This is a genomic window from Idiomarina sp. T82-3 (genome assembly GCF_001577655.1).
GTDB classification, from domain to species: domain Bacteria; phylum Pseudomonadota; class Gammaproteobacteria; order Enterobacterales; family Alteromonadaceae; genus Idiomarina; species Idiomarina baltica.
This window is the reverse complement of record NZ_LSBQ01000023.1, coordinates 29,931-43,092: the sequence shown is the minus strand read 5'-3', so window position 1 is coordinate 43,092 and position 13,162 is coordinate 29,931. Positions and strand designations below refer to the sequence as shown.

Genomic DNA, 13,162 nt, shown 5'->3' with positions numbered 1-13,162 from the left:
GCTCTTCAGAATAACGTGGCATACATGAACCTATGCCGCCCACTGTTTATTAACTAATGGCGAAATTGCCAACTGGACAACTAGGCTGACATAGTGGGGGTATTGGGTCAAAGTTGTCGCAAAAAAAAACGCACAATTGTTCGAATATAGGATGTTTACTATTTATGAATAGATTTTCCTTTATTCAACTGATAGTATTCAATAAATTTTTTTAACTCAAATAAGGAGAGATCTATGAAAGCATTAGTCTACCAAGGCCCAGGAAAGAAAGGTTGGACTGAAGTTGAAGCACCAAAGACAAAGCTACCCACTGACGCCATTGTTCGAATAACTAAAACTACAATTTGTGGAACTGATCTCCATATTCTTAAAGGAGATGTTCCAACCGTCACTGAAGGACGGATTCTTGGTCACGAAGGAATTGGTATAATTGAAGAAGTGGGAACAGGTGTCTCTAACTTTAAAAAAGGAGATAAAGTTCTTATCTCTTGTATCACCTCATGTGGAAAATGTTCTTATTGTAAGAAGCAACTATATGCTCACTGTAAGGATGGAGGATGGATTCTAGGAAATACTATAGATGGAACTCAAGCTGAATATGTGAGAATTCCCCATGCTGATAATAGCCTCTACCTCGTTCCAAACGGAGTAAATGAAGAATCACTTCTTATGTTAAGTGATATTCTTCCAACGGGCTTTGAAGTTGGCGTACTTTCAGGAAAGGTTGGCCCAGGAGATACCGTTGCTATCGTTGGAGCAGGTCCAGTAGGTATGGCAACTTTACTAACAGCTCAATTCTACTCACCTTCAAGAATTATTCTAATCGACCTTGATGAAGAAAGACTATCGGTAGGAAAAGAGCTTGGCGCAACAGATACGATCAATTCAAGTAAAGAAAATGCAATTGAAACACTTATGAAGTTAACTGACGGTGTAGGAGTTGATGTCGCCATTGAAGCTGTTGGAATTCCAGCGACTTTTGATATTTGCCAAAAGGCCATTTCCCCAGGTGGACGAATTGCCAATGTTGGTGTCCATGGAACAAGTGTTGAGCTCCATTTAGAAGAACTATGGATCAAAAATATAACACTTACAACTGGGCTAGTATCAACCTACAGTACGCCGATGCTTCTTGAAACTTTGAAATCAGGAAAGGTTGAGCCAAGTAAACTTGTAACTCATCGTTATGATCTCGATCAAATGATGGAAGCTTACGAAGTTTTTGGTAATGCGAGTAAAGAAAAAGCGATGAAAGTAGTTCTTGCTAAAGAATAACAACATGAAAATGAAAAGGTGCGATGTTTCCTTGACCGTCGATTAAGACGAAAGTTCGTGGCACCTCTTCACCTTTTCAAATAATACTTAAAACCGAAAGCGTTATTAAGATATACTTTCGACAATCCCCCCCTCAACACGAAGAGCTGCTCCAGTCGTTGCACTTGCTTCTTTAGAAGCAATGTAAACAGACATATTTGCGACTTCCTCAGGAGAGGCAAAACGATTGATTAATGTCGATGGGCGGTTTTCACTTAGAAAGATTGATTCCATCTCCTCCACACTAACCCCGCGCTCACTTGCCATTGACTCAAGCATATCGAGAGCGCCTTTTGTTCTTGTCGGGCCTGGTAAAACAGTATTAACGGTAACGCCACTGCCCTTAAGTACTTTGGCGAGTCCACGAGATAGTCCTTGTAGCGCTGACTTCGTAACACCATAATGAACCATCTCCTCTGGGATGTTTAATGCTGATTCACTTGAGATAAATTGGATTCTTCCCCAGCCATTTTTCTTCATAGACTTTGCATAGTGACGTGATAAACGAACAGAACTCATGACATTGACTTCGAAAAAATTATCCCACTTTTCATCACTAATATCAAAAAACGAACAGGCTCCATAAATACCGAGATTATTTATAAGGATATCAACTTCACGCAACTGTTCAATGATCTCAGAACACCCTTCTACCGTTCCCAGATCGGCGACGAGACCACGACTCTTTACATGTGTTTTTTCATTAATCCCGTTAACAGCAGAATCAACGTTATCCTGAGTTCTACCAACAACATAAACCTCAGCACCTGCCTTCGCTAAACCTTTTGCTATCGCCAAACCGATTCCACCAGTAGACCCTGTAACAAGTGCTGTCTTCCCTTTCAAATCAATAATCATTATTCTGAGTATAAGAAATATTAACGCTATGTACTACCCACTGTGTCAGCTGTATTTAAGGCCAGTTGCACGTGTGTCAAATGGGTACTTTTCAGGAATCAGTGAAGTAGTTGTCATCAAGATAGACGCAATATAACTGGTCTTTGGTACTGAAATCCGCAATGAGATATGTGAAAGCCCTTACCTCAACATGTTGCATGTTCAAGTGATGGTCTGTTTTTTGTGCTTCATGCGCCAAAATCGAAGTCGCGTTGAATGATGTAGTCACTGAATGAGGCTGTGGCTGGTGGAGCTCGAAGTGGCGGCATTAGAGAATCGTTTTTTGCTTCAAGAAGAGTCTGCTTGTCAAGGTGCGCCAAAATCTTATGGATAACAGCCGGATCCGTAATACAAGTAATAATTTTGACGTTGGTTTTTTCACAAGCCTCACAGACTGTGATGTCAATATTGAATACTCTTTTTAACCTTTGTGCCCACGACATGCTTCGCGCATGGTATGGTTTATCTGAATCTTTCAGATGCTCTGCTAAGCGAGGGCTATTCTTACCGCGTTGTGAAGCCGTTACCTCGGCACGCACCTTAGCATTGGGAGCAAACACGCCATAAAACCTCGTAAGGTTTAGCCTCGGCACTGGCACCAGTGCCGCGAGCTTGCCTATGAAATCCAAGGGAGTAAAAAAGACATGTGTGGTACCGTCTTGATAGGGAGTTTTCAGTTGATATCTTACTTTTCCTGAATCGGTTAGACTCAATCGTTGCTCGCTTAACGCTGGCCTTGAGATATATCTGCATAGCCTTTCCAGTTTGTCAGTTTGATGGCTGTCTGCAAACACCCCAGCGTGTAAGCTAAAACCGTTTATTTGAGCTAATTGACCGTAATGTTGTTCGTCTTTGGCAGGTAAGGTTTGCAAGGCAAAGACTTTTTTGCCTGTATCTGGTCCTACAGCAATGCGGTAATTGACAGAGGCTGCTTGCAAGGGCAGTAAACTATCTTCGTCATCCATGGGTAAATCGAGAAATGTGTTGTCCATATCCCGTTGAACGAGCCCGGCCTTCTCCAAGTAGGTCGCGATGCGATGGCTAATGACATTCACGAGGGTTTCCATATCATTGTGGTTTGGTGCTTTAACGCACTTGAATTTGGACTGTCCACACTCCTGAGTGATAACGCCTTCCAAAAAGAGCATGTGAAAGTGAATATTGAGATTCAGTGCACTACCAAATCGCTGAATGTAAGTCACCGCTCCTGTGTTTGCTTGCTTCTTAAGATACCCAGCCCGATGCACAATATCGCAAGAAATAGCACGATGAATGATTTGCATGATTTTACTTAAGTGTTTGGGATACCTAGCTAGAAGTAGACGAAGCGGGATGGGTAAACTCAATACCCATTGGCGTACAGGGTAACCGTGAAGAACATCTTCAACTAACAACTTGGCACTTTCTGCCATCCTTCTTGCACCGCAACTTGGGCAAAATCCCCTGCGTTTGCAGCTGAACGCCAGCAGTTTCTCATGCTTGCAGTCGTCACAAACTACACGCAAAAAACCATGCTCAAGCCGACCACACCTAAGAAACTCTTCAAACTCTTTTACCACATGAAGTGGTAACGACTTCCCTTTTTGTGAAAGCTGCTTCTGAAATTCTGGGTAGTGGCGTTCGACCAATTGATACAGTAACGTCTGCTCTGGACGATGTCGTTTATAGGTATGAGAGTGAGTTACTAGCAATGGCGCCTTTATCTTGAATTGGCATCACAGTGTGTATATGATTTTAATGTAAATCTACTGATCAATAGGGTGGGAAATTTATAGTCTCAAGGTCCGAAAAACGTACAATGCAGCCCCTCATACTTTAGCTTCCAACCAACTGAGCCTTTTCATTGCCTTGGCAGAAAAGCTGATTTCCAACCTTAGAATGCAAATAGCCTTTATTACCACCTTCAATAAAGCCAAATAATTCCGGTGAACCACAACTCGGTCGCCATTTGAGTTTGTCCCATAGATCCAGCTCCGTATCTTTGGCTCCGAATAAAGGACTAAATACCTTGTTACAGTGCTCCACAATTGAAGAGGTTGAACGCCGGGAAATACTTAACTTATCGACTTCAACACCGCGACCTTGCAACGTCGTTTGTAACGCGCGCATGAGCTCAGGATCAGAGCCTCGAAAGCCATAAATTGCCTGTTTAAGATCACCTACAAAGATGGCTTTCTCTACAAAGCTGGTGAGTTTTAAGTAAATGGCCAGCTGCATAGGGTTGGTATCCTGAAATTCGTCAACCATCAGTAAAGACAATTCAGATCTCAAGATGTCTTCTACCTGAGGTGTGTTCAATAGCCGCAGAAAAATGGCTTCGAGATCGGCAAAGTCGAGGACACCGCGATCATCTTTAAGTACTCGGTAACCTTGAATGCTATCTGCAGCAATTTCGAATGAAAGTAACGTAAATGCTTTTATGTCAGACCGGAACTCTTGGCATTGCCCAAGTTTAGATTGCAACGTTGTGAACGGCTTTGCCACCTCGGCATTACCCTTTCCAAAGGCTATATTCTTCTCCCAGTCAGACCACTTGCGAACACCCCCGAAAAGTATTTTCTTGAACGTTTTGTGCCACCCCTGTCCTTTTGCTTTACCGGTGTCCTCCAATACATTCAAGACGTGCTTGCCCTGGTTTATGAAAGCTTCTGTTGAGACATTAGGATCTACCTTGCCGCAACTCTCGTCCAATAAGCCGTCATAAAGCGTCCAGCTATCCATGCCCATGCCGGCAAGTTGATCAATATCTATGTCGTTAGCAACCGCTACACTTGCAATTTCCTTTACAAAGTCCAGTGGTTCAGAGTCGTCAGGCTGATGTTTGATAATGCTTAACTTTTTACCGAGCCGGTCTAATTTTTTCAACTTACTCGCGGGAACCTCATCGATGGCACGCCGGAACAAACGCGCTGCTGAGCTCTCTTCTAGTACTTCAACATCTGGACTGATTCCCAAAACAAAGGCAAAGCGCTTAAGGTACAAGGCGCACAGGCTATGAAGAGTGCCAATGCGAGCCTCATTAATAAGCACCGCGTTATGTTTTGCCGAATCAGAATTGCTCGCCTCACCGACAAACTTTTGACGAACACGTTGTAATAGTTCAGACGCTGCTTTATTGGTAAAGGTTGTCGCAAATACACCCGAGGGAGGTACGCCGTCCTCAGCCACCGCCCGATATAATCGCTCAGTGATTTCGAACGTCTTACCACTGCCTGCTCCAGCATTGATCATTTCTATCTTACTAAAATCCATATTTGAACTCCCTTTACTCGGCAGAAACGTGACGCCAACCTAATAAGTGACGGTAGTCAGAGAATTTATCACCAGCGTAATCTTTGTCTCCTTTGTGATGAGCTCTGTATGCACTTATAACTGCCCGAAGGTCCTCATCTTCCGGATAAGATATTCCGTCAACCACTTCACACCCAGGGTTATTCAATTCAATGTCTCCGCTGCTCAACTGAGAAAAGCGCCATTTAGCCAGCTCATCAATTACTCTCCACGCATCAGCCAAGTTACTGAACTTGTACGCCAGTGGGTCAATATCGTCGCTTATCAAAAACCCTGTATCATTGATTAAGAACTCATTGTCTTTGATGATAAAATATCCAACGTTAGGCCAGCGTCCATGTTTCTGGTGATATATGGCGGCATAGGCATAAAGCTGAGTCGCAAAGCCCCTTTCTAAAGCATTGGTATATTGCTTTCCTTGAGAATTTGCCCATTTGGCATCAAGCACCATGACGCTGCCGTCGGCTTTTTCAAGAACGAGGTCTAAGCTACCTGCAGCAGCAAAATCGTATCCTCCGACTCGGAACCGCCACCCGTTAACATCTAGCTCGGGTGTTACTCGAACTACACCCGACTTTTTGAATGTTGAAACAAGGACTTTCAGGGCGTTGCCGGCCTGCTGCTGGACTACCTGTCGATCGTAGTGAGCTCCCGGTCCCAGAAAAACAAGGCCCGCCTTCTTAAAAATGTCATCGGCGTGCCTCTCGTACCAGTCTTCAATATCTTGCCATGTGTCCGGCGTCGGGTGCTCTTTAAAATAATGTTCAAATAAAGCATGTGCATACAAACCCCGCTCTCGATTGCCTATCTGGGGGAGTTGAATGCTACTGTCTCTCAGCTTTGCGCTGTAATTGAAAACGAAGTCTGAGGTTTTAAAAAGTAACTTTTCTAGGCGCGATGCTGACATTTTTTCCCCTAATGGGAGCGCTTGGTTAAGCCGGGCAACTCGAGCATAAGCAGGTAGTGGCTTCTTCTCATATTCTGTATTCACTGAGTCGCTCTTATGCCCTGCTAAGTAATCAGCTAGAGTTTTTCTCTGTAATCCCAGATTTGCCAGTAGCTCATCGAAAAGCGGGTGCGTATTGGCTTCACCGTCAAAGTCAATAATCACCAAGTGGTCGTTCACGCGGCTAAGAAACTGGCCCCAACAATGCCTTAATAGCATCAAGTCATCTGCCCGGCTGAAAACGTCATAATGCTCCGAAAGCGCGTCGAACTCTGGTTGGTACCAGTCAGGTAAAGTATATGCAGGCTCATAATACGGACCTATCCAGATGGTCACGTCCGGAGTTATTTTCAAGTGGCTCGGCTCTGTTAAACCATGGCAATGGAGCCTTTGTGAAACCTGCGCAAGAGGCTTTGTCGTCGGCAGCTGTCCCACCCCCAGCTCTTTAAGGAGCTTAAAGCGTTGAACCAGTGTCAGCTCAGTATCCGGAATCGCCAACACATCCAGTATCACCTGACATTGGCGGGCAAATTCTTGGTATAGCGGGTTTTGTACCTTCAACGCTTTTAACCGAGTCTCACTAATGAGCTTCTTTAGCAAGTCGGTATCACTGCTGCCTCGCTCAAATGCACTGAGCCACTCATCGACCTCCGGACTCTCTTTCAGAAGTTCGCTTTTTGCCTGCTCCCAATCATCATTGCCAATGCCAATATTCGACGCGAGCTTCTTGGACAACTTCTTAGATAATATCGTATCACCCAGCCACAATCGGTGGCTCAATAGTGCGACCAGACTCTCAAGAGAGTATTGTCCACTTAACGTATTCATGACCGCGGGAATGATTTGCGTTATCAAGCGAGCGTTACTGGTAGTTTTAAATCCCGCTGAGGGAAGCCCTTGTCCCGCAAAAGCTTGATCCAACGAGGTGCCGTATTGACTAACAATCAATGCGTCAGTGCTGTCGCCTCCATTCAGAGATAAATATTGTGCTGCGGTATGAGCTGCATCCAGAACGCCTGCTGACGAGAGCAATTTTACGTTTGCTGACGTATGTCGGTAGCCTCCTCCGTCGGCCGACTCAACAATTTCAACGCCCTTGTTGAATAAGGTGCCGATTAGCACCTGCCAAGGCATTGGCATCAACTGCCTAGGTTGTGCGAGCACGCATTTGTTAAGTTGTAGTTCGCTAGCCTTAAGGTATTTAATGCAGCACTCAATACGCAGAGCATCGCTTCGCCCGGCTAGAGAATCCACGATAGAATCATAGATCCCTGATAAAACGTTAAAGCGCGCCAAACGTTTATCTTTCAAGTGCTCACCTCGCCATCCGACAAGCGTGAGTCCATCGAACCATGACATCATAACGCGCGCTGTCCCAATCGGACTCTTTTGAAATGATGCGTAAATAGAATCCTGCGGTGACAACTTATGTCTGAGGGCGCTGTAAAATGCGAACAGACGTCTCTCCGGCTCGAATGGAGCAATTCCTAACTGCTCTTCCAGCCATACTAATAATCTCTGACGCCCCATGCTATCGGAGCCAACCTGATCAGCATGCTCTTCAACATGGTTGTCACCTGAAAGGTAATCAAAGTAAATCGTGCGTTCCATCGAATGGCTCCTTTGCTATTTATCGGCCTTTGTGAAGCTCAGCTCAATAATTATTCAAGTCATTAGCGTACTTTTAGCTGCGACAAAAAGTGACGTACTTAAAAGTAAACTCTCAGTAGTGATTACTGTGGAGGTGCTTATGGAAATTGTATTTTGGGTATTCTTTGGCCTTATCATCCTTGGCTTTTTAACCTCTCTAATACAATTCTCATACCAACGCCCGTTTACCATTATTATCATGATGTTCTTGGCATTTGCTATCTCGCCGAACGAAAATTATGGGTGGACCGCCTTAAGCCTTATTGGTTTAAGCTGGTTATTTACTTCTCGAGACGGACTCGTCATGGTCGGTGCTTTTGTATTGGGACTGTTTTATGGCTCAAGGAAATAGTGGCCCAGATAGGCAGGCACTTAAACAATAGTCGAGCAACTAACAAGGCGTCATGTCATAGCTTGGCCATAACAAGCGATTTTGACTGCCAATACTTCGTAGCGGTATAAATGCTCTTTACACGCTAAAGAAATAGCACCACCGGAGACTTCCATGCACATATCTATCGCCAAAGCACAACTGAGGGATGAGTTCAGGGAAGTAAAACAAAGGCTTCGCTCAACCGAAGATGAGTTGAAACAGATCGCAGAGACCAAGAGTGTGAGTAAAAAACTAACACTTCACACAAAAACGATTGATAGTTTTCCTTTTTTAGATCCAAAATGTGACCCCATTTCTGCCTATAACGTTTTAGGGTAATGGCCAATATCACCCGGTTCGCGTAGTTCGAAGTTCATTAAAAACTTTTCACGGATTTGTCACGCATGTGTCACGGCTTATTTTTTCGGGAATTTGAGCAGTTTCGAGCAAAGGTCATGAGTGTATTAAGAGTGACTTCAACTCAACAAGAGGAAACCGATGGGAATCGAAAGGGATAATGTGCTGAAAGCCTTTAATGGCTCGCCCGATAGGATTCGAACCTATGACCTCAGCAATTAAAAGAAAGCAATCTGGTCAAAGGAGCGATGGGAACATATTGTCGCGCAAAATGCGCGACCTACCTTTGCCTCCGGAGACCAGGCCGACGAAACTGGGTAGTTTGGGATTAACCGAGCGAAACTGGCTTTATTCGGCAGATCAATAAGTTACTGAGTTTCGAGGTCATGTCTTTTAGCCAGAGGTCAGAACGTTTCAGAACAGTATAGTGCAAAACATGACACATTCCAGCCAGCCAAAATGGACCACTAGCCAGCAAGTTTTAGTTTCGAAAGATGTTACGAGCACCCAACTTGAGTTTCGTAGCCAACCCCAAAACCCAAAACTGGCAGTTTTTCATATTCGTACTACCCTAAGCCCTACGGGCTTAGGAAGAAAAGGTTCCACTTCCTTTCCACTTCTGACGAAACAATGTTGCCTGGATAGGATTAATAAAGTTTTCGCACTGATATGCTGCGGAAATTCCAATATAAGAGCTGCGCAATTGCTAGTGAACAGTGAACAAGTTATTGCAGCTCTATTCTGGGAGTAAATATGGAAGTTTATAATAACGTATATGTCTTCAACGACCGCGCCTGTAAATTAGGTAACGATGAGGTCGCCGTTGTCCACGCATGTAAAAGTCCATGCCACCAACGCGCCGTCGGCTACACCAAAAGCCTACCCAAAAATCACCCCAATTACTTAATATTAGAAAAAGGCGAAAACCTTTTCCTTAACATTATCGACCCTCCCGTGCCTTTGTTCATGCCTGAGCTTTTTATTTCATTCCTTGATTTCTCTCGGCGACATTGGAAAAGTGGGAAAAAGTTGCTAATCCACTGTAATCAGGGGGAGTCACGAGCACCGTCACTTGCGATGCTTTTTCTAGCAAAAGGTATCGGTGCCATCTCTGACCACTCTTATGAATCGGCAAGAGCAGAATTCGAGAAAATTTATCCTGCGTACAACCCTGGCAAGGGTATCCAGATATACTTTTCCCAGAATTGGGACCAGCTTGGTTCCAACTTTTAACAACGCACGACCAGAAGCTAATCCGCTTATTATTTTCTTAGGGAGAAATCTGAATGTTGGTATTTCAATACGGCTCCAATATGAGTTCTGCTCGTTTAAATTCAGAGAAACGTTTAGCTGGAGATGCAAAACATGTGGGTGTTGCACACACGAAGGAAAATCACGAGTTTCATTTCCCCGTCTGGAGTCGAAACAACAAATGTGCTGCAGCAAGTATCACACCCAGTCCAACTGGTCGGAAAATATTTGGCGTACTTTATGAGGTATCAGAATCACTTATCGATAGGCAAAAAGCAAAGGCCATTGACCGTAAGCCACTTGATGCCATAGAGGGCGAAGGTACAAATTACTCTCGCACGACGATTGAAGTTCTTCTAGAAGATCAAACCGTTGCTACTGCAACCACCTACGTTGCCAAAAGCCACACAAAAGATATTAAAACAAGTAAAAGCTACGTGATGCACATCCTCGACGGCGCAATAGAAAATAATGCCCCAGAAGAGTACATAGGCTATCTGATATCAAAAATAACTGATAACAACCCTGACTTGAAACAGCTTCAAAAGAGGACTGACAATGGCTTTAATAGATAGTTACAAAAACACCCTTAGGCGGAAACGGGAAGAGTTGGCTAAATTAATGTCGGATAAGGCAAAAGTAAACAAAAAGTATGCGCAGTACTCGAAGAAAGCCCAGAAATCAACAGAAGCAGCAAATAAGGCAAACTCAGCCGCAACAGCCAAAAGTAAGTTTCGGGAAGCGGAACGTTACAGCACCCAAGCGGGTAAGGAAGCTGAAAGTTTGGCTAAAATCGAAGGGAAAATATCTACTAAACAAAAAGACGTAGACAAGGCTCAGAAACAAGTTGACGACCAAGAAATAAAGCTAAGTAAAAAACGAGAAGCAGAACTGCACAAACAACATTTAGAGCAAGAGCGAAAACTTACTCAGGTAACAAAGAGACTATCAAGACACGACCGTTTGCATGAGTCCACGCAAAATGAATTACAAAAGTTAAAGCAGCTACCTGAAGAAATCGTAGTAGCATTCTTTGCCTCCAACCCGCTCGATCAAAACTCACTGCGCTTGGATGAAGAAGTTCACGCAATTCAAGAAATGCTCAGAAAAACAAAGCACCGCGACTCGATAATATTCAAATCATTCTGGGCAACACGAGCTACCGATGTTCTACAGGCCATTAACGAAACAAGCCCAACCATTGTGCACTTTAGTGGGCATGGATCTCAGAATGACGAATTAATACTTCAGGATAACCAGGGTAATACTAAATTTGTGAGTAAAGACGCAATTATCCAGACTATGGTCGCAACCGGGAGTAATATTAGGCTTGTATTATTTAACACATGTTTTTCAGGGGAACAGGCTAAGACAATAGTCGAGTGCGTAGACGCTGCTATTGGCATGTCGGACAGCATTTCTGATGAAGCAGCAAGAGTTTTTTCATCGCAATTCTATTCCTCTATTGGCTTCGGGCTCTCAGTTGCGAAATCATTTGAACAAGCTAAAGCCGCACTCATGCTTGAGGGGATTGAAGAAACAGAAACTCCCCAATTATTTGTTAGAGAAACTACGGATCCGGATAAACTTATAATCGTGAAGCCTGAGGGAGTAATTTAAAGGGCCAAATAATAAGCGTTCAGGTTTAATAGGTTAGTTAGAGAAGCTGACACTAATTTCCAACCCTTGCAAAGCGTTGATATATGCTACAAGCATAGACCTACTAACCATTGAGCGTATGACTTCGAAGCCCCAGAGTTTTTTCACGATCGAGATAAACTCGCTACGTAATTACCTTTATCATGTTTTGATATCTGGTAAGGCTCAGTTGGCAAGGAAATAAAATTGGTACCTAATGATTTAAAACCCATCATTCTTAGCGAGCAGGTTGGCGTTTGGGCATACCTAGATACCGAATCAACAAGTCCTACTGTTGTCATTAAAGCGGCAGGTACCACAGCTAAGTCCATAGCCAGCGGAAAAGAAATTAAACTCTACTTGGGTGTTGCTGGTAAAACAGAGTTGTTTGTTGGTGGCGCCTTAAAAGTTTATGACATTCTGGATAACCCGTTAATTATCCCTATTTTTGCAAGAACTGAATCCGAAGTTATTGGTTGGCGGAGTATTGCACAAGATAGAAGTTTCCAAATAACTGTCATGGATGAGTTTGATGCACCGGTACTTCGTGGATCGGGATACTTAAACCGAGTGAGTCATACGCTACCAAAAGTTTTGGCAACTGCTTCCTGGATAACTAATTCAGAGTTATTAGAGCCTTTTATTGAATCCGTCTGGCATGCAGTTGAACCTCGGCATATCCCAACTTGCTCAATATCGGCGCACATGCATGATGTTGAATTAGAAGTGGATCTGAAACAAACATTGATTATCTCCGCGTCTAAAAACGGAACATATCAGTATGACCTCAGTGACAAGAATGAAGGAGCAACACAAGAGAACCTTCTACATCAGCAACTATATTTACTCTTTGATGATAACGTATTCCTTTCCCCACAAATTGAACGAGGAAAAAGGGTAAGAGAGCTTACCGATATACTCGTCGTATCAAGCGAATCAACTTTATTCTTTGAGTCGAAAGCACTCTGTTTGAATAATTCAAAGGGTGAGTCAAATTATGAACGGCGAGTAGGCAAGGTCATTAGTCACACTAAGAGAGCGATAGGTCAGTTGGAGGGCGCAGTAAAAAGCTTCCGCAACCCAGTATATAAAACAATGGATTGTGAAGGCGTGGAATTACCTCGCTCAGGTTCTCCAAATCAAACCGCGACTGTCGTCATCTCTGAATTTGCCCCACATGATAACTGGGAAGTAGTTTTAGAACTAATTCGTAACGCTTATTTAGACTCTGATGTTCGAATCGCTGTTGTCGATATTGCAGAGTTAATGAAGTTAATAAAAATCAGTCGTTATCGAAATATAAATTTAGGTTTTCTGTTAAACCAAAGGTTCGTTGCAAGCCTCGAAAAAAACACCCTAAATATACTTAGCCGGGATTCATCACTGCCTTTTAATTTGTAAAAGTAGCGAAGAGAGCATTAGATAAAGAGCCACCATAACGAGGC

At 43.5% G+C, this 13,162-nt stretch carries 10 protein-coding genes; 6 read left to right on the top strand and 4 right to left on the bottom strand.

The genetic code is table 11. The features are described from left to right. The first annotated feature begins 234 nt into the window (after window positions 1–234). Complete coding sequence (locus AWU56_RS11600) at window positions 235–1,275, top strand: zinc-dependent alcohol dehydrogenase family protein (protein WP_286682623.1); 1,041 nt, start codon at window positions 235–237, stop codon at window positions 1,273–1,275. Between the two features lie 105 nt (window positions 1,276–1,380). Here the strand turns inward: AWU56_RS11600 and AWU56_RS11595 are convergent, their stop codons facing one another. The 4 genes from AWU56_RS11595 to AWU56_RS11580 all read right to left on the bottom strand — a co-directional run bounded on the left by AWU56_RS11595 (window position 1,381) and on the right by AWU56_RS11580 (window position 8,059). Beyond that, window positions 1,381–2,172 (bottom strand): SDR family NAD(P)-dependent oxidoreductase, encoded by a 792-nt coding sequence (locus AWU56_RS11595; protein WP_286682622.1) that lies wholly within the window; start codon window positions 2,170–2,172, stop codon window positions 1,381–1,383. Between the two features lie 227 nt (window positions 2,173–2,399). Then, window positions 2,400–3,914 carry a transposase gene (locus tag AWU56_RS11590; protein WP_069945706.1) on the bottom strand — a complete coding sequence of 505 codons (1,515 nt, stop codon included), beginning with the start codon at window positions 3,912–3,914 and terminating at the stop codon, window positions 2,400–2,402. Between the two features lie 112 nt (window positions 3,915–4,026). Then, window positions 4,027–5,463 carry a UvrD-helicase domain-containing protein gene (locus AWU56_RS11585; RefSeq protein ID WP_286682621.1) on the bottom strand — a complete coding sequence of 479 codons (1,437 nt, stop codon included), beginning with the start codon at window positions 5,461–5,463 and terminating at the stop codon, window positions 4,027–4,029. 13 nt (window positions 5,464–5,476) lie between these two features. Beyond that, a complete protein-coding gene (locus AWU56_RS11580; protein ID WP_286682620.1) occupies window positions 5,477–8,059 on the bottom strand; it encodes a PD-(D/E)XK nuclease family protein in 2,583 nt (860 codons plus the stop codon). Window positions 8,060–8,198: 139 nt separating this feature from the next. Here AWU56_RS11580 and AWU56_RS11575 point away from each other — a divergent pair, with 139 nt between their 5' ends. From AWU56_RS11575 to AWU56_RS11555, 5 genes are all read left to right on the top strand, one after another. Next, entirely contained in the window at window positions 8,199–8,450 is a 252-nt protein-coding gene (locus AWU56_RS11575) for a hypothetical protein (protein WP_286682619.1), read from the top strand. Window positions 8,451–9,581: 1,131 nt separating this feature from the next. After that, entirely contained in the window at window positions 9,582–10,061 is a 480-nt protein-coding gene (locus AWU56_RS11570; RefSeq protein WP_286682618.1) for a protein-tyrosine phosphatase family protein, read from the top strand. A gap of 53 nt (window positions 10,062–10,114) precedes the next feature. Next, window positions 10,115–10,654 carry a gamma-glutamylcyclotransferase family protein gene (locus AWU56_RS11565; RefSeq protein WP_286682617.1) on the top strand — a complete coding sequence of 180 codons (540 nt, stop codon included), beginning with the start codon at window positions 10,115–10,117 and terminating at the stop codon, window positions 10,652–10,654. Continuing rightward, window positions 10,638–11,699, top strand: a complete 1,062-nt coding sequence (locus AWU56_RS11560) for a CHAT domain-containing protein (protein WP_286682616.1) — start codon at window positions 10,638–10,640, stop codon at window positions 11,697–11,699. The genes AWU56_RS11565 and AWU56_RS11560 overlap by 17 nt, the downstream gene beginning before the upstream one ends. A 225-nt stretch (window positions 11,700–11,924) precedes the next feature. Then, window positions 11,925–13,118 carry a hypothetical protein gene (locus AWU56_RS11555; RefSeq protein ID WP_286682615.1) on the top strand — a complete coding sequence of 398 codons (1,194 nt, stop codon included), beginning with the start codon at window positions 11,925–11,927 and terminating at the stop codon, window positions 13,116–13,118. Window positions 13,119–13,162 lie beyond the last annotated feature (44 nt).

What these genes read in the sequence shown, in the direction of transcription:
- AWU56_RS11600 (WP_286682623.1), top strand. Translation starts at nt 235, where the DNA reads ATGAAAGCATTAGTCTACCAAGGCCCAGGAAAGAAAGGTTGGACTGAA.
- AWU56_RS11595 (WP_286682622.1), bottom strand. Translation starts at nt 2,172, where the DNA reads ATGATTATTGATTTGAAAGGGAAGACAGCACTTGTTACAGGGTCTACT.
- AWU56_RS11585 (WP_286682621.1), bottom strand. Translation starts at nt 5,463, where the DNA reads ATGGATTTTAGTAAGATAGAAATGATCAATGCTGGAGCAGGCAGTGGT.
- AWU56_RS11580 (WP_286682620.1), bottom strand. Translation starts at nt 8,059, where the DNA reads ATGGAACGCACGATTTACTTTGATTACCTTTCAGGTGACAACCATGTT.
- AWU56_RS11575 (WP_286682619.1), top strand. Translation starts at nt 8,199, where the DNA reads ATGGAAATTGTATTTTGGGTATTCTTTGGCCTTATCATCCTTGGCTTT.
- AWU56_RS11570 (WP_286682618.1), top strand. Translation starts at nt 9,582, where the DNA reads ATGGAAGTTTATAATAACGTATATGTCTTCAACGACCGCGCCTGTAAA.
- AWU56_RS11565 (WP_286682617.1), top strand. Translation starts at nt 10,115, where the DNA reads ATGTTGGTATTTCAATACGGCTCCAATATGAGTTCTGCTCGTTTAAAT.
- AWU56_RS11560 (WP_286682616.1), top strand. Translation starts at nt 10,638, where the DNA reads ATGGCTTTAATAGATAGTTACAAAAACACCCTTAGGCGGAAACGGGAA.